Source organism: Pseudomonas sp. CFSAN084952, from assembly GCF_009648855.1.
Lineage (GTDB): Bacteria > Pseudomonadota > Gammaproteobacteria > Pseudomonadales > Pseudomonadaceae > Aquipseudomonas > Aquipseudomonas paracarnis.
Map to the genome: position 1 here is coordinate 1 of NZ_CP045767.1, position 21,824 is coordinate 21,824.

At 60.5% G+C, this 21,824-nt stretch carries 19 protein-coding genes; 12 read left to right on the plus strand and 7 right to left on the minus strand.

Going from position 1 to position 21,824, the window contains the following annotated elements:
• Window positions 1–220: 220 nt before the first annotated feature.
• Both GH769_RS00005 and algW read right to left on the minus strand, forming a co-directional pair.
• Window positions 221–2,314 (minus strand): TonB-dependent siderophore receptor, encoded by a 2,094-nt coding sequence (locus GH769_RS00005; protein ID WP_020302960.1) that lies wholly within the window; start codon window positions 2,312–2,314, stop codon window positions 221–223.
• 112 nt (window positions 2,315–2,426) lie between these two features.
• The gene (algW, locus tag GH769_RS00010; RefSeq protein ID WP_003188388.1) at window positions 2,427–3,587 is read right to left on the minus strand and encodes a Do family serine endopeptidase AlgW; all 1,161 of its coding nucleotides are present in this window, start codon (window positions 3,585–3,587) and stop codon (window positions 2,427–2,429) included.
• A gap of 101 nt (window positions 3,588–3,688) precedes the next feature.
• On the opposite strand from algW, the gene GH769_RS00015 reads away from it, so the two are divergent.
• From GH769_RS00015 to cysN, 3 genes are all read left to right on the plus strand, one after another.
• A complete protein-coding gene (locus GH769_RS00015; RefSeq protein ID WP_014716853.1) occupies window positions 3,689–4,447 on the plus strand; it encodes a Nif3-like dinuclear metal center hexameric protein in 759 nt (252 codons plus the stop codon).
• A gap of 252 nt (window positions 4,448–4,699) precedes the next feature.
• Window positions 4,700–5,617: a sulfate adenylyltransferase subunit CysD gene (cysD, locus tag GH769_RS00020; protein WP_016971196.1), complete on the plus strand. Its 918-nt coding sequence runs from the start codon at window positions 4,700–4,702 to the stop codon at window positions 5,615–5,617.
• A gap of 9 nt (window positions 5,618–5,626) precedes the next feature.
• Window positions 5,627–7,525, plus strand: coding sequence for a sulfate adenylyltransferase subunit CysN (gene cysN / locus GH769_RS00025; RefSeq protein WP_003188392.1), 1,899 nt, complete (start codon window positions 5,627–5,629; stop codon window positions 7,523–7,525).
• A gap of 194 nt (window positions 7,526–7,719) precedes the next feature.
• On the opposite strand, the gene GH769_RS00030 is transcribed toward cysN, so the two are convergent.
• From GH769_RS00030 to GH769_RS00040, 3 genes are all read right to left on the minus strand, one after another.
• The gene (locus tag GH769_RS00030) at window positions 7,720–8,619 is read right to left on the minus strand and encodes an acyltransferase (protein ID WP_014716856.1); all 900 of its coding nucleotides are present in this window, start codon (window positions 8,617–8,619) and stop codon (window positions 7,720–7,722) included.
• Window positions 8,620–10,719 carry a phosphate acetyltransferase gene (gene pta / locus GH769_RS00035; RefSeq protein ID WP_003188396.1) on the minus strand — a complete coding sequence of 700 codons (2,100 nt, stop codon included), beginning with the start codon at window positions 10,717–10,719 and terminating at the stop codon, window positions 8,620–8,622.
• Between the two features lie 79 nt (window positions 10,720–10,798).
• Window positions 10,799–11,086 (minus strand): DUF3565 domain-containing protein, encoded by a 288-nt coding sequence (locus GH769_RS00040; protein ID WP_102666761.1) that lies wholly within the window; start codon window positions 11,084–11,086, stop codon window positions 10,799–10,801.
• Here GH769_RS00040 and GH769_RS00045 point away from each other — a divergent pair.
• The gene (locus GH769_RS00045; RefSeq protein WP_003188398.1) at window positions 11,085–11,570 is read left to right on the plus strand and encodes a peptidylprolyl isomerase; all 486 of its coding nucleotides are present in this window, start codon (window positions 11,085–11,087) and stop codon (window positions 11,568–11,570) included. The two genes, GH769_RS00040 and GH769_RS00045, sit on opposite strands and share 2 nt — an antisense overlap.
• Before the next feature lie 277 nt (window positions 11,571–11,847).
• Here the strand turns inward: GH769_RS00045 and rpsT are convergent, their stop codons facing one another.
• Complete coding sequence (gene rpsT / locus GH769_RS00050) at window positions 11,848–12,126, minus strand: 30S ribosomal protein S20 (RefSeq protein WP_003188401.1); 279 nt, start codon at window positions 12,124–12,126, stop codon at window positions 11,848–11,850.
• A gap of 253 nt (window positions 12,127–12,379) precedes the next feature.
• Here rpsT and murJ point away from each other — a divergent pair, with 253 nt between their 5' ends.
• The 6 genes from murJ (at window position 12,380) to ispH (ending at window position 19,901) form a co-directional block, all read left to right on the plus strand.
• A complete protein-coding gene (murJ, locus tag GH769_RS00055) occupies window positions 12,380–13,918 on the plus strand; it encodes a murein biosynthesis integral membrane protein MurJ (protein ID WP_014716857.1) in 1,539 nt (512 codons plus the stop codon).
• A gap of 119 nt (window positions 13,919–14,037) precedes the next feature.
• Window positions 14,038–14,976, plus strand: coding sequence for a bifunctional riboflavin kinase/FAD synthetase (gene ribF / locus GH769_RS00060; RefSeq protein WP_003188404.1), 939 nt, complete (start codon window positions 14,038–14,040; stop codon window positions 14,974–14,976).
• A gap of 14 nt (window positions 14,977–14,990) precedes the next feature.
• A complete protein-coding gene (gene ileS, locus GH769_RS00065; RefSeq protein WP_019817502.1) occupies window positions 14,991–17,822 on the plus strand; it encodes an isoleucine--tRNA ligase in 2,832 nt (943 codons plus the stop codon).
• On the plus strand, window positions 17,815–18,327 hold the full coding sequence (gene lspA / locus GH769_RS00070) for a signal peptidase II (RefSeq protein WP_014716859.1): 513 nt from the start codon (window positions 17,815–17,817) through the stop codon (window positions 18,325–18,327). The genes ileS and lspA overlap by 8 nt, the downstream gene beginning before the upstream one ends.
• A gap of 7 nt (window positions 18,328–18,334) precedes the next feature.
• A complete protein-coding gene (locus tag GH769_RS00075) occupies window positions 18,335–18,772 on the plus strand; it encodes a peptidylprolyl isomerase (RefSeq protein WP_169855857.1) in 438 nt (145 codons plus the stop codon).
• 181 nt (window positions 18,773–18,953) lie between these two features.
• Complete coding sequence (gene ispH, locus GH769_RS00080; RefSeq protein WP_003188409.1) at window positions 18,954–19,901, plus strand: 4-hydroxy-3-methylbut-2-enyl diphosphate reductase; 948 nt, start codon at window positions 18,954–18,956, stop codon at window positions 19,899–19,901.
• Here ispH and GH769_RS00085 read toward each other — a convergent pair.
• Entirely contained in the window at window positions 19,855–20,436 is a 582-nt protein-coding gene (locus tag GH769_RS00085; protein WP_032903987.1) for a GspH/FimT family pseudopilin, read from the minus strand. The two genes, ispH and GH769_RS00085, sit on opposite strands and share 47 nt — an antisense overlap.
• Before the next feature lie 196 nt (window positions 20,437–20,632).
• On the opposite strand from GH769_RS00085, the gene pilV reads away from it, so the two are divergent.
• Complete coding sequence (gene pilV / locus GH769_RS00090; RefSeq protein ID WP_014716861.1) at window positions 20,633–21,115, plus strand: type IV pilus modification protein PilV; 483 nt, start codon at window positions 20,633–20,635, stop codon at window positions 21,113–21,115.
• On the plus strand, window positions 21,112–21,819 hold the full coding sequence (locus tag GH769_RS00095) for a PilW family protein (protein WP_014716862.1): 708 nt from the start codon (window positions 21,112–21,114) through the stop codon (window positions 21,817–21,819). The genes pilV and GH769_RS00095 overlap by 4 nt, the downstream gene beginning before the upstream one ends.
• Window positions 21,820–21,824 lie beyond the last annotated feature (5 nt).

Genomic DNA, 21,824 nt, shown 5'->3' on the forward strand with positions numbered 1-21,824 from the left:
GAACGCAGGCTTGAATCCGTGGGCCGCCGCCACGCGCCATCCATGGCGCGGGGCGGCTAACCCGGCGTCCTGCCGGGTTACCCACGAATTCAAGCCTGCGTTCGGCCAGCGTGGTTTGACGGGGCGCCTGAGATCAAAAGCAGATCAAGATCAAGAGCGGCTCGCTTCGCATCGTGATTACCTATGGTCATCGCAGGCAAGCCACACATTTTGACTGTATCTACAGATTAAGGGTCAGGCTAACCGTGAAGTTGCGCGGCTCGCCGGGGTTGACCCAATAGTTGCTGTAGGACCGCTCGTAGTACTTTTCATTGAACAGGTTGTTGAGGTTCAGCCCCACCGTCACGTTCTGCGTGGCCTTGTAATGGGCCAGCAAATCCACGGTGTGGTAGGCGGGCAGTTCGAAGCCTGTGCCGGCTTCGCCTGAGCGGTCACCTACATAGGTGAACGCTGCGCCCAGGTCTGAGCCACGCAATGCGCCGTCCTGGAATTCATACACACCCAACACACTGCCGCTGCGCTTGGCCACGCCGAGAATGCGGCTGCCCGTGGGGATGATTTTGTCGCCCTTGGTCACTTCAGCGTCGATGTAGGCCAAGGCGCCGATCACGCGGACTGCGTCGGTCACTTGCCCGGTTACTTGCAGGTCGAAGCCCTGGCTGCGGGCCTTGCCCATGGCGCGGTTGAGGTTGGTCGCCGGGTCCAGGGTCAGCACGTTTTCCTTTTCGATATGAAAGGCCGCCAGAGTGGCGCTGAGGCGGTCGTCAAACAGCTCGCTCTTGATGCCCACCTCATAACCCACGCCTTCTTCGGGCTTGAAGGACTTGCCACCGGCATCCAGACCGCCATTGGGCTTGAACGAGGTGGAGGCGTTGGCAAACACGCCGACTTCTGGCGTGAGCTGGTAGAGCAGGCCGGCGCGTTGAGTGAAGGCGTCGTGGGTTTGGCGGCTCTTGGCGTGGTTGCGGGTGAAGTCGTCGGTGCTTTGTTCGAAGTGTTCGAAGCGCGCACCGATCATGCCGCGCAGGCGGTCGGTGAAGATGATCTGGTCTTGCAGGTTCAGTGCGTGGCTTTTGGTTTGTTCGAAGAAGTCAGTGCCGGAGCGTATGCCGTTGGGTTTGGGCTGGCCGTACACCGGTTTGTAGATGTCGATGGGATAGTCGCCAGCGATCGTCGTCACACGCTCTTTCTTGCGGTAATCCTCGTATTCGGTGCCGATCAACAGTTCATGTTGCCAACTGCCGATATCGAACACCCCGCGCAGTTCCAGCTGGGTGATGCTGTCATGCCAACCGGTGGAGCGTTCACGGTAGCGGCGATTGACGCTGTGGCCGTCTGCGTTCAACGCCCGGCTTTCCGAAGCATCGCCCCACAGGCTGCCTTGCTTGTAATGGCTGGCCAGGCGCAGTTTCCAGGCGTCGTTGAGGTGGTGTTCCAACGCCGCCTGAATGCGGTTGTTGTGGTTGCGGATATTGCCGTCGTTGGGCTCGCCGAGGAAGGTGGAATGGGACATGCCGGTGTTGGCGACGATGCCCCGGTCGAAGGTGGAGCTGTGGCGCACGAATTCGCTTTCCACCAGCAGCGTGGTGTCCGGGTCCAGTTGCCAACTGAAGGAGGGCGCGACGAACACGCGCTTGGCGTCGACGTGATCGCGAAAGCTGTGGTTGTCTTCAACCGCCAGGTTCACTCGCGTCAGCACGCGCCCCTCGCTGTCCAGCGGCGTATTCACATCCAGCGCGGTGCGGTAACGGTCCCAACTGCCGGCGCTGGTCTGCAGCGTGGTGAAGGCCTCGGGCTGGGGTTTCTTGGTGACGATATTCACCGTGCCGCCGGGATCGCCACGCCCATAGAGGCTGGCGGCGGGGCCCTTGAGCACTTCGATGCGCTCGATATTCGCTGCGTCCGGGGTGCTGGGGTAACCACGGTTGGCGCTGAAACCATCCTGGTAGAACTCGGACGTGGTGAAGCCGCGCACGCTGTATTCGTAGAGGGTCAGGCCGCCGAAGTTGTTTTGCTTGGACACACCGCCGGCGAATTCCAGGGCGCGTTCAACGCTGGTACTGCCCAGGTCTTTGAGTACCGTGGCCGGAATCACGCTGATCGACTGCGGGATGTCGCGCAAGGCCGTGTCGGTCTTGGTCGCACTGGCAGAGCGGGTGGCACGGTAGCCGTCGACCGGACCGGTGGCGGATTCATAGGCGTCGGAAGTGACGCTGATGGTGTCCAGCTCCAGGGTGTTTTCTTCGGCGTAGGCAGGGTCGAGCAGCAAACCCAGGGCCAGGCCGGCCAGGGGCACAAACTTTCGAGACGACATGATAGAGCGTTCCAATAGCGATATTGAAACAATATAACATGCCTAATGAGAATGAATCGCTAAGAAATATAGCCTTACAAGCGCCCGCGAACGGGCGCGTGGGTCGCGACGGTTATTGCTCTTCTTTCACTGGCGCGGTCGCCGGTGGTGGGCGCAGGCCGATTTCCGCCGACAGTTTGATCTCCTTGCCGTTGCGCATCACCAGGATCGCCACCTTGTCGGTCGGCTTGATCCGCGCCACCTGGTTCATGGACTTGCGGCCATCACCCGCCGGCGCGCCGTCGATGCTGAGGATCACATCGCCCAGTTGCAGGCCGGCTTTCTGCGCCGGGCCGTCGCGGAAGATCCCCGCTACCACGATGCCTGGACGCCCGGTCAGGCCAAATGACTCGGCCAGTTCCTTGGTCAAAGGCTGTACTTCAATGCCCAGCCAGCCGCGAATCACCTGGCCGTGCTCAATGATCGACTTCATCACTTCCATCGCCAGCTTTACCGGGATGGCAAAACCAATGCCCTGTGAACCGCCAGACTTGGAAAAAATCGCGGTGTTGATGCCAGTCAGGTTGCCATTGGCGTCCACCAGCGCACCGCCCGAGTTGCCGGGGTTGATCGCCGCGTCGGTCTGGATGAAATCTTCGTAGCTGTTAAGGCCCAACTGGTTACGCCCGGTGGCGCTGATGATGCCCATGGTCACCGTTTGCCCCACTCCGAACGGGTTGCCGATGGCCAGCGCCACATCGCCCACGCGCAAACCGTCGGAGCGGCCGAGGGTGATGGCCGGCAGGTTCTTCAGATCAATCTTGAGTACCGCCAGATCCGTTTCCGGGTCGCTGCCCACCACACGGGCCAGGGTTTCGCGGCCGTCACGCAGGGCCACCACGATCTGGTCGGCGCCCGTGGTCACGTGGTTGTTGGTGAGGATGTAGCCTTCGGGGCTCATGATCACGCCGGAGCCGAGGCTGGATTCCATGCGGCGCTGCTTGGGGCCGTTGTCACCGAAATAGCGGCGAAATTGCGGGTCTTCAAACAACGGATGCGCAGGTTTGTTGATGACCTTGGTGGTGTACAAGTTGACCACCGCCGGAGCGGCGATGACCACGGCATCGGCATAGGTCACCGGCCCTTGCACCACTGTGTTGGTCTGCGGCGCCTGTTGCAGGTTCACATCCAGTGTGGGCAGGCCCACCCACTGGGGATAACGCTGGATAATCAGCATCGCGATCAGCACGCCAGCCAACAATGGCCATCCAAAAAAACGCAGTGCCTTGAGCATCAAGTAAGTCCTGACAGGTTGCAGGGGGCGGGAGAGCGCCCATAATGTCGCGCATTATACGAGGCTGTGACGCCTGCGAACGGGATATTTAGGAGTCTTTTATGGCCGTGCCCCTTACTACCCTCGTCGAGGAAGCCGACCGCTACCTCGGCAGCGCCAAAATTGCCGATTACTGCCCCAATGGCCTGCAGGTCGAGGGCCGGCCCCAAGTGATGCGCATCGTCAGCGGCGTGACCGCCAGCCAAGCCCTGCTGGACGCCGCCGTCGAAGCCAAGGCCGACCTGGTGCTGGTGCACCACGGTTACTTCTGGAAGGGCGAAAACCCATGCATCACCGGCATGAAGCAGCGCCGCCTCAAAACCCTGCTCAAGCATGACATCAGCCTGCTGGCCTACCACTTACCCCTGGACCTGCACGCCGATGTCGGCAACAACGTGCAACTGGCTCGCCACCTGGACATCACCGTCGAAGGCCCGCTGGACCCCGGCAACCCAAAAATCGTCGGCCTGGTCGGCTCCCTGGCCGAGCCCTTGTCACCCCGCGACTTCGCCCGCCGCGTGCAGGAAGTGATGGGCCGCGAACCGCTGCTGATCGAAGGCAGCGAGATGATTCGCCGCGTCGGCTGGTGTACCGGTGGCGGCCAGGGCTACATCGACCAGGCGATTGCCGCGGGTGTCGATTTGTACCTGAGCGGTGAAGCGTCCGAACAGACCTTCCACAGCGCCCGGGAAAACGACATCAGCTTCATCGCCGCCGGCCATCACGCCACCGAACGCTATGGCGTGCAGGCGCTAGGCGACTATCTGGCGCGGCGCTTTGCCCTGGAGCATCTGTTCATCGACTGCCCCAATCCGATCTAAAGCACAGCATGAACACCGTGGGCGCTGGCTTGCCTGCGATGGCATCACCTCGGTCAGCCTGAAGGAGCACGGCGCCTGTATCGCAGGCAAGCCAGATCCCACATTGAGCGAGTTGGGCGCCAAACTCGGCGGCATATTCATATACCGTTTCGGTCTAGCTGGCTCCCTAAATAGAAGAAGTTGCTGTGCTAGCATGCCTCGCTCGAACACGGCCCGCTGGCCGTCCATAAGATCGTTTTTCCGTGAGTAACCATGGTCGACAAACTGACGCATCTGAAACAGCTGGAGGCGGAAAGCATCCACATCATCCGCGAGGTCGCCGCCGAGTTCGATAACCCGGTGATGCTCTACTCGATCGGTAAAGACTCCGCCGTGATGCTGCACCTGGCACGCAAGGCCTTCTTCCCGGGCAAACTGCCATTTCCGGTGATGCACGTCGACACTCGCTGGAAATTCCAGGAGATGTACAAGTTCCGCGACAAGATGGTCGAGGAATTGGGGCTGGACCTCATCACCCACATCAACCCCGATGGCGTGGCGCAGAACATCAACCCGTTCACCCACGGCAGTGCCAAGCACACCGATATCATGAAGACCGAGGGCCTCAAGCAGGCGCTGGACAAGCATGGTTTCGACGCAGCATTCGGCGGTGCCCGTCGCGATGAAGAGAAATCCCGTGCCAAAGAGCGCGTGTACTCGTTCCGCGACAGCAAGCACCGTTGGGACCCGAAGAACCAACGCCCGGAGCTGTGGAACGTCTACAACGGCAACGTCAACAAGGGCGAGTCGATCCGCGTGTTCCCGCTGTCCAACTGGACCGAGCTTGACATCTGGCAGTACATCTACCTGGAAGGCATTCCGATCGTGCCGCTGTACTTCGCCGCCGAGCGCGAGGTGATCGAGAAGAACGGCACGTTGATCATGATCGACGACGACCGCATCCTCGAGCACCTGTCCGACGAAGACAAAGCCCGTATCGTCAAAAAGAAAGTACGTTTCCGCACCCTTGGCTGCTACCCGTTGACGGGTGCGGTGGAGTCCGAAGCCGAGACGCTGACGGACATCATTCAGGAAATGCTCCTGACGCGAACTTCCGAGCGCCAGGGCCGTGTCATCGACCACGATGGTGCAGGCTCGATGGAAGATAAAAAACGTCAAGGCTATTTCTAAGGGGCTGTCATGTCGCATCAATCTGATTTGATCAGCGAGGACATCCTCGCCTACCTGGGCCAGCACGAGCGCAAAGAGATGTTGCGCTTCCTGACCTGCGGCAACGTCGATGACGGCAAGAGCACCCTGATCGGGCGCCTGCTGCACGACTCCAAGATGATCTACGAAGATCACCTGGAAGCCATTACCCGCGACTCGAAGAAGTCCGGCACCACCGGTGACGATATCGACCTGGCGTTGCTGGTCGATGGCCTGCAGGCCGAGCGTGAGCAGGGCATCACCATCGATGTTGCCTACCGCTATTTCTCCACCGCCAAGCGCAAATTCATCATCGCCGATACCCCCGGCCATGAGCAGTACACCCGCAACATGGCCACCGGTGCGTCTACCTGTGACCTGGCGATCATCCTGATCGACGCCCGCTACGGCGTGCAGACCCAGACCCGTCGTCACAGCTACATCGCCTCGTTGCTGGGCATCAAACACATCGTGGTGGCCATCAACAAGATGGACATCAACGGCTTTGACCAAAGCGTATTCGAGTCGATCAAGGCCGATTACCTGAAGTTCGCCGAAGGTATCGCATTCAAGCCGAGCACCCTGGCCTTCGTGCCGATGTCGGCGCTCAAGGGCGACAACGTGGTGAACAAGAGCGAGCGTTCGCCCTGGTACACCGGCCAGTCGCTGATGGAGATCTTGGAGACTGTCGAGATCGCCAACGACCGCAACTACACCGACCTGCGTTTCCCGGTGCAATACGTCAACCGCCCGAACCTGAACTTCCGTGGGTTTGCCGGCACCCTGGCGAGCGGCATCGTGCACAAGGGTGACGAAGTGGTGGTATTGCCGTCGGGCAAGAGCAGCCGCGTCAAATCCATCGTCACCTTTGAAGGTGAGCTGGAACACGCAGGCCCAGGCCAGGCTGTGACCTTGACCATGGAAGACGAGATCGACATCTCCCGTGGCGACCTGTTGGTGCATGCCGACAACGTGCCGCAAGTGACCGACGCCTTCGACGCCATGCTGGTGTGGATGGCTGAAGAACCGATGCTGCCGGGCAAGAAATACGACATCAAACGCGCCACCAGCTACGTGCCGGGTTCCATCACCAGCATCGTGCACCGCGTGGACGTAAACACCCTGGCCGAAGGCCCGGCGAGTTCGCTGCAGCTCAACGAAATTGGCCGGGTCAAGGTCAGCCTGGACGCCGCCATCGCCCTGGACGGTTACGACAGCAACCGCACCACCGGCGCGTTCATCGTGATCGATCGCTTGACCAACGGCACGGTCGCCGCGGGCATGATCATCGCGCCACCGGTGGGTCATGGCGGCGCTGCGCAGCACGGCAGCCTGGCGCATGTCGCCACCGAAGAGCGCGCCCTGCGTTTCGGCCAGCAGCCGGCCACGGTGTTGTTCAGCGGCTTGTCGGGCGCAGGCAAGAGCACTCTGGCCTATGCGGTCGAGCGCAAGCTGTTCGACATGGGCCGTGCGGTGTTCGTACTGGACGGCCAGAACCTGCGTCACGACCTGAACAAAGGGTTGCCGCAGGACCGTGCCGGGCGTACCGAGAACTGGCGTCGTGCCGCTCATGTGGCGCGTCAGTTCAATGAAGCCGGCCTGTTGACTCTGGCAGCCTTCGTTGCGCCGGATGCCGAAGGCCGTGAACAGGCCAAGGCGCTGATTGGTGCGGACCGACTGCTGACCGTCTACGTGCAGGCATCGCCGTTGGTGTGCGCCGAGCGTGACCCGCAAGGTTTGTACGCGGCCGGTGGGGATAACATCCCTGGCGAATCCTTCCCGTATGACGTGCCGCTGAATGCCGACCTTGTGATCGACACCCAGGCGTTGTCGCTGGAAGACAGCGTCAAGCAAGTGCTGGAACTGTTACGTCAGCGCGGCGCGATCTAAGCTTTAATTGCCGCACAAAAAAGCCCGCCACCGGTTACCCGGTGGCGGGCTTTTTACATATTCTCAAATATGGACTCGGTCAATGTGGGAGCTGGCTTGCCTGCGATAGCAGACTGTCAGTTTATTGATCCTTAGCTGATCCACCGCTATCGCAGGCAAGCCAGCCCCCACATTAAATTGCATCCACATGTTGATCAGCGGCTGGCCGGAAAGTCTTTGTGCAGCTGTTCCAACAATGCATCCTTGTCTTGCCACAACTGGTTGATCCAGCCCTGGAACGCCAGTCGATATTCCCCATCCTGCTCATAATTCTTGCCGATGAATTCGGCCGGTATCTGCACCTCTTCAAAGTGCACCACCACGTCCTTCACGTTACCGCACAGCAAATCCCAATAACCTGGGCGCCCGGCGGGGTAGTGGATGGTCACATTGATCAGTGACTTGAGCTGCTCGCCCATGGCATCCAACACAAACGCAATGCCGCCCGCCTTGGGTTTAAGCAGGTAGCGAAACGGTGACTGCTGCTGCGCATGCTTGCCCGGCGTAAAGCGTGTGCCTTCGGCAAAGTTGAAAATCCCCACGGGATTGTCGCGAAACTTCGCACAGGTCTTGCGCGTGGTTTCCAGGTCTTTGCCTTTCTTCTCCGGGTGCTTCTCCAAATAAGCCTTGCTGTAGCGCTTCATGAAGGGGAAGCCCAGCGCCCACCACGCCAGACCAATCACCGGTACCCAGATCAGCTCTTGCTTGAGGAAGAACTTCAGGGGGCGAATGCGCCGATTGAGCACGTACTGCAACACCATGATGTCGACCCAGCTCTGATGGTTGCTGGTCACCAGGTACGAGTGCTGGTAGTCCAGGCCCTCAAGGCCAGTCAGGTGCCAGCGCGTACGGCGCACCAGGTTCATCCAACCCTTGTTGTTGGTGACCCAGGCTTCATGGGTGTGGTTCATCAGCCATTCGCTCAGGCGCTTGGCGAACGGCAGCGCCTTGAACAGCGCCACGATAAACAGGAACGAACACAGCAGGATCGTGTTCAGCGCCAGCAACAGCGAAGCGATCACCCCGCGCACGGCGGCAGGTAGAAAATCCAGCATTTAGATATCCATGGGTCGGTTGGCGGCTTGGATCGCCGTCAGGGCGATGGTGTACACGATGTCGTCCACCTGGGCGCCTCGTGGCAGGTCATTGACCGGTTTGCGCAGGCCCTGGAGCATCGGCCCCAGGCTCACGCAATCGGCGCTGCGTTGTACGGCTTTGTGGGTAGTGTTGCCGGTGTTCAGGTCCGGGAATACAAAGACGGTGGCCTTGCCTGCCACCTGGCTGTTGGGCGCCAGTTGTCGGGCGACGTTTTCGTTGGCGGCAGCGTCGTATTGCAACGGGCCGTCGATCAGCAGCGAGCTTTGTTGTTCGTGGGCGAGCAGGGTGGCTTCGCGGACTTTTTCCACCTCCTCGCCGCTGGCCGAGTCACCGCTGGAATAGCTGATCATCGCCACCCGTGGCGTGATGCCGAACGCGGCCGCCGAGTCGGCGCTTTGCAGGGCGATTTCCGCCAGTTCCGCAGCGCTTGGGTGCGGGTTCATCACGCAGTCGCCGTACACCAGTACCTGCTCGGGGAACAGCATAAAGAACACCGACGACACCAAGGTGCAGCCCGGCGCGGTCTTGATCAGTTGCAGGGCAGGGCGAATGGTATTGGCGGTGGAGTGAATAACGCCGGAGACCAGGCCATCCACTTCGTCGAGAGCGAGCATCATGGTGGCGATCACCACGGTGTCTTCCAGTTGTTGCTCGGCCATGGGCGCGTTGAGGCTTTTGCTCTTGCGCAAGGCGACCATTGGCTCCACGTAGCGTTGGCGAATCAGGTCGGGGTCGAGAATCTCCAGGCCTTCGGGCAGGTCGATACCCTGGGCGCGGGCGACTGCCTCCACATCCGCAGGCTTGGCCAGCAGCACGCAACGGGCAATGCCGCGGGCCTGGCAGATTGCGGCGGCCTGTACGGTCAGCGGCTCGCTGCCTTCGGGCAACACGATGCGTTTGTTGGCGGCCTGGGCGCGTTGGATCAACTGGTAACGGAACACCGCCGGCGACAGGCGCATCTCCCGCGGCGTGCCGCAACGCTGGTGCAGCCAGCGCGCATCGAGGTGGCTGGCGACGAAGTCGGTGATGATTTCCGCACGCTCGCGGTCATCGATAGGGATTTCCTTGTTGAGGCTATTGAGCTGGTTGGCGGTGTCATAGGAGCCGGTGCTCACCGACAACACCGGCAACCCGGCCTGGAAGGCGCCCCGGCACAGATCCATGATGCGTGGGTCGGGCAGGGTGTCGCTGGTCAGCAGCAGCCCGGCCAGCGGCACGCCATTGATGGCGGCCAGGCTGACGGCGAGGATGATGTCATCGCGATCTCCCGGGGTCACCACCAACACGCCGGGTTTGAGCAGCTCGACGGTGTTACGCATGGTGCGTGCGCAAATGATGATCTTGGTCATGCGCCGGCTTTCGTAGTCGCCGGCATTGAGGATCTGCGCGCCCATCAGGTCGGCCACGTCGCGGGTGCGCGGGGCATTCAGCTCGGGTTGGTAGGGGATGCAGCCGAGCAGCCGGAAATCGCCGCTGCGCAACAGCGGCGAATGCTCTTTGAGGCGCGCCGAGAAGGCTTCCATGCTTTCGTCGGTGCGTACCTTGTTGAGGATTACGCCCAGCACTTTCGGGTCTTTGGGACCGCCAAACAGTTGGGCCTGCAATTCCACACGGCCGGAAAGCTCGGTGAGCACTTCATTTTCCGGCGCCGAGACCAGGATCACTTCGGCGTCCAGGCTCTTGGCCAAGTGCAGGTTGACCCGTGCCGCGTAGCTGGCGCTGCGGGTCGGCACCATGCCTTCGACGATCAGCACGTCTTTGCCTACGGCTGCCTGTTGGTAAAGGGTGATGATCTCTTCGAGCAGCTCATCGAGCTGGCCGTCGCCGAGCATGCGCTCCACGTGAGCCAGGCCCAGGGGCTGCGGCGGTTTCAGGCCGTGGGTGCGCGCCACCAGCTCGGTGGAGCGTTCCGGCCCGGTATCGCCAGGGTGTGGCTGGGCGATGGGTTTGAAAAAACCGACTTTCAGGCCGGCCCGTTCCAGGGTGCGCACCAGCCCAAGGCTGATGGAGGTCAGACCCACACCAAAATCGGTGGGCGCGATAAAAAAAGTCTGCATGCGAATTCTCTGGAGGTGCATGGCTTGGGTGGCGCTCTATGGGTGAGTGCCTACCGCGAATCAGGCGCCAAGGTTATCGTTATTCGTGCCCTTGCGCACACCAGCCGCACGCAAAGGCCTGGCCTATTTTTTCAAGGCGTTGCGCGGGGTCGAGCACCCAGGCGCGCGACTGCCAGGGCGGTTGGTGGCGCAGGTGCTGGGTGTGGCCGCAGGACAGCTCGGCCACCCAGTGGCCATCGTCGTCCTGATGAAAACCTGTGATCGTGACCGTTGATCGGCCCCGTCCGTCCGGGTTCCGTTCGCTTTCGGGCAAATCCTTGTTTAGACTTGTCCGTTCTTCATTCTTATGCAAAAGGTCTCGCCCCATGACGATCGCCGCTAACAAGGCTGTCTCCATCGACTATACCCTGACCAACGACGCTGGTGAGGTCATCGACAGCTCCGCCGGCGGCGCGCCGCTGGTTTACCTGCAAGGCGCAGGTAACATCATCCCGGGCCTGGAAAAGGCTCTGGAAGGCAAGAACGTCGGTGACGAACTGACCGTCGCCGTAGAACCTGAAGATGCCTACGGCGAATACTCCGCCGAACTGGTCAGCACCTTGAGCCGCAGCATGTTCGAAGGTGTTGATGAGCTGGAAGTGGGCATGCAGTTCCACGCTTCCGCGCCGGACGGCCAAATGCAGATCGTCACCATCCGCGACCTGGACGGCGACGACGTTACCGTTGACGGCAACCACCCTCTGGCTGGCCAGCGCCTGAACTTCCAAGTGAAGATCGTGGCCATCCGCGACGCTTCCCAGGAAGAAGTGGCTCACGGCCACGTCCACGGTGAAGGCGGTCATCACCATTGATTGTGGTTTGATCAATCGGTATCAAAAACGCCCCGACTGGTTCGGGGCGTTTTTTTGCCTTGAGAATATTCCCGGTCAACTTTCTGTAGGCGCGAGCGTGCTCGCGAAAAACCTGAGAACCCCTCGGGCGCCAGGCTTCCCGCGTCATCGTTAACGATCTTCGCGAGCAAGCTCGCTCCTACAGTTTTCAGGGGGCAAACAAAAATGCCCCGGACCTTTCGGTACGGGGCATTTCTTAACTGTTACGCAACCTGGGCTACGTGGCAGTTGTTACCACTTAGGCTGCAGCAGGAACGCTCAGAGCCTTGATGTGGCCATTCAGGCGGCTCTTATGGCGAGCGGCCTTGTTCTTGTGGATGATGCCTTTATCGGCCATACGGTCGATAACAGGCACAGCCAGAACGTAAGCTGCTTGAGCTTTTTCAGCGTCTTTGGTGTCGATGGCTTTGACTACATTCTTGATGTAGGTGCGAACCATGGAACGCAGGCTGGCGTTGTGGCTGCGACGCTTCTCAGCCTGTTTTGCACGTTTTTTGGCGGAAGGTGTGTTGGCCACCGTCGAGCTCCTCGAAAGACTTTTTAGGAAATAGCAAACAAAATAGGCCGCGAATCATGCCGATGACTTGACGGGTTGTCAAGGGCGGCTGATGCGAACTGCTGAGTGGTCGATCTGAAGAGGCGGGTGATTTATTTCCGGCGCTTGACCTGTAAACTCGCGAGCTTTGGCTCTGTGCTGTTGCAGGCGCGCAGTATCGCATAAGTGGGCGCGTAGTTCGCCTGCTCTTTATCTATAGGCGCAAACTCTTTCAATGAATCTGCTCAAATCGTTGGCTGCCGTCAGCTCTATCACGATGATTTCCAGGGTGTTGGGGTTCGTGCGTGACACCCTGCTGGCCCGCATCTTTGGCGCCAGCATGGCCACGGATGCGTTCTTTATTGCCTTTAAACTGCCCAACCTGTTGCGGCGGATCTTTGCCGAAGGCGCGTTTTCCCAGGCGTTCGTGCCGATTCTGGCCGAGTACAAGACCCAGCATGGCGAGGAGGCGACCCGTACGTTTATCGCCTACGTCTCAGGTTTGCTGACGCTGGTGCTGATGCTGGTAACCATCGTCGGGATGCTCGCCGCGCCCTGGGTGATCTGGGCCACGGCGCCCGGTTTTGCCAATACGCCGGAAAAGTTCGCGCTGACCACTGATCTGCTGCGGGTGACCTTTCCTTATATATTGCTGATTTCCCTGTCTTCGCTCGCCGGGGCGATCCTCAATACCTGGAATCGTTTCTCGGTACCGGCCTTTGTGCCGACCTTGCTGAACGTCAGCATGATTATCTTTGCGTTGTTCCTTACGCCGTATTTCGATCCGCCCGTCATGGCCCTGGGCTGGGCGGTCCTGGCCGGCGGCCTGGCACAGTTGCTGTACCAGCTGCCGCACCTGAAAAAAATCGGCATGCTTGTACTGCCGCGCTTGAACCTCAAGGATTCCGGCGTCTGGCGCGTGATGCGCAACATGCTGCCGGCGATCCTCGGGGTGTCGGTCAGTCAGATTTCCCTGATCATCAACACCGCGTTCGCCTCGTTGCTGGTATCCGGCTCGGTGTCGTGGATGTACTACGCCGACCGCCTGATGGAATTGCCATCCGGTGTGCTGGGCGTGGCGTTGGGCACCATCCTGCTGCCGACCCTGGCGCGTACCTACGCCAGCAAGGATCGCCAGGAATACTCACGCATACTCGATTGGGGCCTGCGCCTATGCTTTCTGCTGGTGTTGCCGTGCGCCCTGGCCCTGGGCATCCTCGCCGAACCGTTGACGGTCTCGCTGTTTCAATACGGGCAGTTCGACGCCCATGACGCCTTGATGACCCAGCATGCGCTGGTCGCCTACTCTGTCGGCCTGCTCGGCATTATCGTGATCAAGGTGCTGGCGCCCGGCTTCTACGCTCAGCAAAACATCCGTACCCCGGTGAAAATCGCGATTTTCACCCTGGTGGTTACGCAACTGCTCAACCTGGTGTTTATCGGCCCGCTGGCCCACGCCGGCCTGGCTTTGGCGATCAGCGCGGGGGCATGTATAAACGCAGGCCTGCTGTTTTACCAATTGCGTAAACAGCAGATGTATCAACCACAGCCCGGCTGGGGCGTGTTTGCGCTCAAGCTGCTGGTGGCGGTCGCCGCGATGTCGGTTGTGCTCTTTGCCCTGATGCACCTCATGCCGGCCTGGGACCAAGGTAATATGCTGGAGCGCTTCATGCGCCTGGGTGTATTGGTGGTGGCGGGCGTGGCGGTGTACTTCGGGATGTTGCTGTTGCAGGGTTTCCGCCTGCGTGATTTCAATCGCAAGTCGTTGGGATAGAGACTTTGCCGCGATAAAACGGTTGTTTTATCGATTCGACCCATTTGGCCTGCGCAGTTGCCTGTCGTCCGGGGCTGGGTGTGGTTATAATCGACCACTTTATGAGCAAGAAGCGCGTTATGCAGCTGGTTCGAGGTCTCCACAACCTGCGCCCCGAGCATCGGGGCTGCGTCGCCACTATTGGCAACTTTGACGGTGTTCACCGTGGCCACCAGGCTATCCTGGCTCGGCTGCGCGAGCGTGCGGTCGAGTTGGGCGTGCCCAGCTGCGTGGTGATTTTTGAGCCACAACCGCGGGAGTTCTTTACCCCCGAAACCGCGCCGGCCCGCTTGGCGCGCTTGCGGGACAAGCTGCAACTGTTGGCGGAGGAGGGCGTGGACCGTGTCCTCTGCCTGGCATTCAACCAGCGTTTGCGCAGCCTCAGCGCCGCCGAGTTCGTCGACCGCATCCTGGTGGACGGCTTGGGTGTACAGCACCTGGAGGTCGGCGACGACTTCCATTTCGGTTGTGACCGGGTCGGGGATTTCGATTTCCTGCAACATGCCGGCGTCAATCAGGGTTTCACTGTCGAAGCCGCGCAAACCGTCGAACTGGACGGCCTGCGCGTGAGCAGCACCCAGGTGCGTAACGCCCTGGCCGCCGCCGACTTCGACCTGGCCGAGCGTTTGCTCGGTCGCCCGTTCCGCATTGCCGGACGGGTATTGCACGGCCAGAAGCTGGCGCGCCAATTGGGCACGCCAACCGCCAACGTGCAACTCAAGCGCCGTCGTGTGCCGCTGACCGGGGTTTACCTGGTAAGCGTCGACATCGACGGCCAATCGTGGCCAGGAGTCGCCAATATAGGCGTCAGGCCCACGGTTGCAGGTGATGGCAAGGCCCACCTGGAAGTTCACCTTTTGGATTTTGCCGGTGATTTATACGACCGGCGTTTGACGGTGGTTTTCCACCAGAAGCTGCGTGAAGAGCAGCGTTTCGCCTCCCTGGAGGCGTTGAAAACGGCGATCAATGCGGATGTCGCCGCCGCCCGTGCACTAGCCGCACCTAGCGCCCATCGCTAACCGAAGAGCCTTAAATGACCGACTATAAAGCCACGCTAAACCTTCCGGACACCGCCTTCCCAATGAAGGCCGGCCTGCCACAGCGCGAACCGCAGATCCTGCAGCGCTGGGACAGTATTGGCCTGTACGGAAAGTTGCGCGAAATTGGCAAGGATCGTCCGAAATTCGTCCTGCACGACGGCCCTCCTTATGCCAACGGCACGATTCATATCGGTCATGCGCTGAACAAGATTCTCAAGGACATGATCCTGCGCTCCAAAACCCTGTCGGGCTTTGACGCGCCGTACGTTCCGGGCTGGGACTGCCATGGCCTGCCGATCGAGCATAAAGTTGAAGTGACCTACGGCAAGAACCTGGGCGCGGACAAGACCCGCGAACTGTGCCGTGCCTACGCCACTGAGCAGATCGAAGGCCAGAAGTCCGAATTCATCCGCCTGGGCGTGCTGGGCGAGTGGGACAACCCCTACAAGACCATGAACTTCAAGAACGAGGCCGGTGAAATCCGCGCCTTGGCTGAAATCGTCAAGGGCGGTTTCGTGTTCAAGGGCCTCAAGCCCGTGAACTGGTGCTTCGACTGCGGTTCGGCCCTGGCCGAAGCGGAAGTGGAGTACGAAGACAAGAAGTCCTCGACCATCGACGTGGCCTTCCCGATCGCCGACGACGCCAAGCTGGCCGAGGCCTTTGGCCTGGCAAGCCTGAGCAAGCCAGCGGCCATCGTGATCTGGACCACTACCCCGTGGACCATCCCGGCCAACCAGGCGCTGAACGTGCACCCGGAATTCACCTACGCCCTGGTGGACGTCGGTGATCGCCTGCTGGTGCTGGCCGAAGAAATGGTCGAGTCGTGCCTGGCGCGTTACGAACTAAAAGGTTCGGTGATCGCCACCACCACTGGTTCTGCGCTGGAGCTGATCAACTTCCGTCACCCGTTCTATGACCGTCTGTCGCCGGTGTACCTGGCTGACTACGTCGAGTTGGGTTCGGGTACCGGCATTGTCCACTGCTCGCCTGCCTATGGGGTGGACGACTTCGTGATCTGCAAGAAGTACGGCATGGTCAACGATGACATCATCAACCCGGTGCAGAGCAATGGCGTCTACGTGCCTTCGCTCGAGTTCTTCGGTGGCCAGTTCATCTTCAAGGCTGACCAGCCGATCATCGAAAAGCTGCGTGAAGTCGGTGCGTTGATGCAAACCGCCACCATCCAGCACAGCTACATGCATTGCTGGCGTCACAAGACCCCGCTGATCTACCGCGCTACGGCGCAGTGGTTTATCGGCATGGACAAAGAGCCGACCAGCGGCGACACCCTGCGTGTACGCTCGCTCAAAGCCATCGAAGACACCAAGTTCGTCCCGGCCTGGGGCCAGGCGCGCCTGCACTCGATGATCGCCAACCGTCCTGACTGGTGCATCTCCCGCCAGCGTAACTGGGGCGTGCCGATCCCGTTTTTCCTGAACAAGGAAAGCGGTGAGCTGCACCCGCGCACCGTCGAGCTGATGGAAGTCGTGGCCCAGCGCGTTGAACAGGAAGGCATCGAAGCCTGGTTCAAGCTGGACGCCGCCGAGTTGCTGGGCGATGAAGCGCCGCTGTACGACAAGATCAGCGACACCCTCGACGTGTGGTTCGATTCGGGCACCACTCACTGGCACGTGCTGCGCGGTTCGCACCCTATGGGCCACGAGACCGGCCCGCGTGCCGACCTGTACCTGGAAGGTTCGGACCAGCACCGTGGCTGGTTCCACTCGTCGCTGCTGACCGGTTGCGCCATCGACAACCACGCGCCGTACCGCGAGCTGCTGACCCACGGCTTCACCGTCGACGAGACGGGCCGCAAGATGTCCAAATCGCTGAAGAACGTGATCGAGCCGAAAAAGATCAACGATACGTTGGGCGCCGACATCATGCGTCTGTGGGTGGCTTCCACCGATTATTCGGGTGAAATCGCCGTGTCGGACCAGATCCTGGCCCGCAGCGCCGACGCCTACCGTCGTATCCGCAATACCGCGCGCTTCATGCTGTCGAACCTGACCGGTTTCAACCCGGCCACCGACCTGCTGCCGGCCGAAGACATGCTCGCGCTGGACCGTTGGGCCGTGGACCGTACCCTGTTGTTGCAGCGCGAGTTGCAGGAACACTACGGCGAATACCGCTTCTGGAACGTCTACTCCAAGATCCACAACTTCTGCGTGCAGGAGTTGGGCGGTTTCTACCTCGATATCATCAAGGACCGCCAGTACACCACCGGCGCCAACAGCAAGGCTCGCCGTTCGGCGCAGACCGCGCTGTACCACATCAGCGAAGCGCTGGTGCGCTGGATCGCGCCGATCCTGGCGTTCACCGCCGACGAGCTGTGGGAATACCTGCCGGGCGAGCGTAACGAGTCGGTCATGCTCAACACCTGGTACGAAGGCCTGACCGAACTGCCGGCCGACTTCGAACTGGGCCGCGAGTACTGGGAAGGCGTCATGGCTGTCAAGGTTGCGGTGAACAAGGAGCTGGAAGTTCAGCGTGCGGCCAAGGCCGTGGGCGGCAACCTGCAAGCCGAAGTCACCTTGTTTGCCGAGGACGGCCTGACTGCAGACCTGGCCAAGCTGAGCAACGAACTGCGCTTCGTACTGATCACCTCCACCGCGAGCCTGGCACCTTTCGCCCAGGCCCCGGCAGATGCCGTGGTCACCGAGGTGCCGGGCCTGAAGCTCAAGGTGGTGAAGTCGGCCTTCCCTAAATGCGCCCGTTGCTGGCACTGCCGTGAAGATGTCGGCGTGAACCCTGAGCACCCGGAAATCTGTGGTCGTTGTGTCGACAACATCAGCGGTGAAGGCGAGGTTCGTCACTATGCCTAATACAGCCAGTCGTTTCGGACGTCTGGGCTGGCTCGTACTGAGCCTGCTGGTGCTGGTCATTGACCAGGTCAGCAAGGCTCACTTCGAGGGCTCCCTGGAAATGTTCCAGCAAATCGTGGTGATCCCGGATTACTTCAGCTGGACCCTGGCCTATAACACGGGTGCCGCCTTCAGCTTCCTCGCTGATGGCGGTGGCTGGCAGCGCTGGCTGTTCGCGCTGATCGCCGTGGTGGTCAGTGCCGTGCTGGTGGTGTGGCTCAAGCGCCTGGGCCGCGACGACACCTGGCTGGCTATCGCGCTGGCCCTGGTGTTGGGCGGCGCGCTGGGTAACCTGTATGACCGCATCGCCCTGGGCCATGTGATCGACTTCATCCTGGTGCATTGGCAGAACCGCCACTACTTCCCGGCGTTCAACTTTGCCGACAGCGCCATCACCGTTGGTGCAATCATGCTGGCGCTGGATATGTTCAAGAGCAAGAAAACCGGAGAAACCGTCAATGACTGATCAGGTATTGGCTGAGCAACGCATCGGCCAGAACACGGAAGTCACTTTGCATTTCGCATTGCGCCTGGAAAATGGCGACACGGTCGACAGCACCTTCGACAAAGCCCCGGCGACCTTCAAGGTTGGCGACGGTAACCTGCTGCCTGGTTTTGAAGCGGCATTGTTCGGGTTCAAGGCGGGCGACAAGCGCAACCTGCAGATTCTGCCGGAAAACGCTTTCGGCCAACCCAACCCGCAAAACGTGCAGATCATCCCGCGTTCGCAGTTCGAAGGTATGGACCTGTCGGAAGGTTTGCTGGTGATCTTCAATGATGCGGCCAATACCGAATTGCCCGGTGTGGTTAAAGCCTTCGATGATGCGCAAGTGACCATCGATTTCAACCATCCGTTGGCCGGTAAAACCTTGACGTTTGATGTTGAAATCATCGACGTTAAAGCGCTCTAACTGACGAAACCGGTTCCTGTGGGGCTGGCTTGTGTGGGAGCTGGCTTGCCTGCGATAGCATCACCTAGGTGTATCTGATACATCGAGTCGTTTGCATCGCGGGCAAGCCCGCTCCCACAGATGCTTATTCTATAGAGCTGAGTTGATCCAATTTCTTGGCCTGCAAGGCACGAGGCACAGCATGCAAATCAAACTCGCCAACCCCCGTGGCTTCTGCGCTGGCGTGGACCGGGCGATCGAAATCGTCAACCGCGCCCTGGAGGTCTTCGGGCCGCCGATTTATGTGCGCCACGAAGTCGTGCATAACAAGTTCGTGGTCGAAGACCTGCGCGCACGCGGTGCGATCTTTGTCGAAGAACTCGATCAGGTACCCGACGACGTTATCGTCATCTTCAGTGCCCATGGCGTGTCCCAGGCCGTGCGTACCGAAGCGGCTGGCCGTGGCCTTAAAGTGTTCGATGCCACCTGCCCGCTGGTGACCAAGGTGCACATCGAGGTGGCCCGTTATAGCCGCGACGGTCGCGAATGCATCCTGATCGGCCATGCCGGTCACCCGGAGGTCGAAGGCACCATGGGCCAGTACGACGCCAGCAACGGCGGCGCCATCTACCTGGTGGAAGACGAAAAAGACGTTGCCAACTTGCAGGTACACAACCCTGATCGTCTGGCTTTCGTCACCCAGACCACCTTGTCCATGGACGATACCAGCCGCGTCATCGACGCCCTGCGCACGCGGTTTCCTGCTATTGGCGGCCCCCGCAAGGATGACATCTGCTACGCCACGCAAAACCGCCAGGATGCGGTCAAGCAACTGGCGGACGAATGCGATGTAGTGCTGGTGGTCGGCAGCCCTAACAGTTCCAACTCCAACCGCCTGCGCGAGCTGGCCGAGCGCATGGCCACACCGGCGTACCTGATCGACGGCGCCGAAGACATGCAGCGCAGCTGGTTCGACGGTGTCGAGCGTATCGGCATCACGGCGGGCGCCTCCGCTCCGGAAGTACTGGTGCGCGGTGTGATCCAACAGTTGCAAGCCTGGGGTGCCACCGGCGCCGATGAGCTGGCGGGCCGTGAAGAAAACATCACGTTCTCCATGCCCAAGGAACTGCGGGTCCGCTCGCTGCTCTGACGGCCAGGGTGCTGGAATAGCCTCGGCATAATGCCTGTTCGGTCTTGTCACTGCGCAGGCTGATGCGCCCGCTGGGGGCCAGCACGATCTGATACAGGCTCTGTGCCTGGTCCTTGTCACACACATGTACGGTGCCGGCACGAAATCCCCCGCCGGCAAACACCGGCTCCCCCAGGCCGCTGAAGCGCACCTGGCTCGTAACCGGGCCATTCCCGGCCACCGACACGCGCCTATTGCCCTCGCGCTCCAGCAATACTGGATTGTCGTCATCCAGGTGGCCGCGCCCACTCACATCCAGTATCACGCGCCATCCCAGGCTCCAGTCCTCGTCCTTTGCATGAATGACCACCGCCCGGTTGCGCGCGATGGCCTCGGTGCGTGCGTAGCGCAGCCCGGAGGCGAGTGCTTGGGCCGCGTTTTGTCGTTGTTGCGATTCAAGCAAGCCCTTGAAACCGGGTACGGCCAGTTGCGCGAGAAAACTGGTGACGATCAGCCCCAGCAGCATTTCAATCAGGGTGAATCCTTTTTGTTTCATGTGCGTTCCCTCCATGGGCACGAGTGGGTTTTCTAGGTATAGCGCTTGGTCCTTGGCGCTGGATGATGGCCTTTATGTCCAAAGTATTTCCCTTTGTTCCGGGAGCAGCGCCGCTCGAAAACCGACGCTAGTCTTGGGTCGCACAGCAGGCCTTGCCTGCTTTTTTCTCCGGCCTTCGACATGGATGACGACGCAAATGCCTGCCTGCCAGAACCGATTCCTGCGCGTTGCGCACTTGCGCCAATCCGGCATGACACTGGTCGAGGTGCTGGTCGCGCTGTTGATTTTGGCGATCGGCCTGATGGGCGCTGCGGTGCTGCAACTCAACGCGCTCAAGTACACCAACAGCGCCAGGATGACCAGCCAAGCCAGTTTTATTGCCTACGACATGCTCGACCGCATTCGCAGCAATGCTGGCGCCGATTACACATGGGGCCGGGCGGAGCTGGCGCCACCCAGCACTGCCACCGCCAGCGTACGTGACCTGGACCTGCACGATTTCGAAGCCAATATCATGGGTTTTGCCGGCGAGGATGCCAAAGGATCAGTGGTGGTGAACGGGCACGAGGTCACCATCAGCATCAGTTGGGCGGATGCTCGGGCAGCAAATCGCCCTGGGGCGCGGGAAACCTTCACCCTGACCAGTCGCATCAGCAATGAACAGGGAGTGTCGCAATGAAGCGTCTTGGGCGAGGTTTCAGCCTGGTGGAAGTGTTGCTGGCGCTCGCCATCGGGTTGGTCATGATACTGGGGGCAAGCCAGATACTGATCAGCTCGCGATTGACCCATGCCAGCCAGCAGGCCGCCATGGTGCTGCAGGATGATGCGCGCTTTGTGCTGAGCAAGATCACCCAGGATATTCGCCAGGCGGGCATGCTGGGGTGTTTGGCCGTGGCGGCTATCGACAATGCTCCGGTTGCCTTTGATCGGCCGATAAGCTGGGAAGCGGCAGGGAGTGCGAAGTCACTGACGCTGGTGACCGCGAATGTCGGCGATGGCGTCGGCAGGCCTGACTGGACAGTGTTGTCCGACTGCAAGGAGGCGGCCAGGGCTTATGCAGGCACGCCACCCGGCGCCGAGCCCGGCCAACTTCGCTTTGGCATACGCCAACTTACCTACACCTACGAATCGGGCCAGTTGAAGATCAGTACCCCGGCGGCGCCGGCCAGGGCGGTATTGATGGATAACGTAAGGGCATTCGACGTCAGCTTCGGCATGGCAGCCACCTCGGCATCAACAGTTGTGGAGCGCTATGACAGCCATCCCGCCGATGAGTCGCTGATACGTAGCGTGCGCATCCTCATGACCCTTCAAGACCCCGCTGGGCGGGTGAAGGACCAGACCTATAGTGTCGTGGCGGCACTGCGAAATCGGCTGGGGTAGGGGCA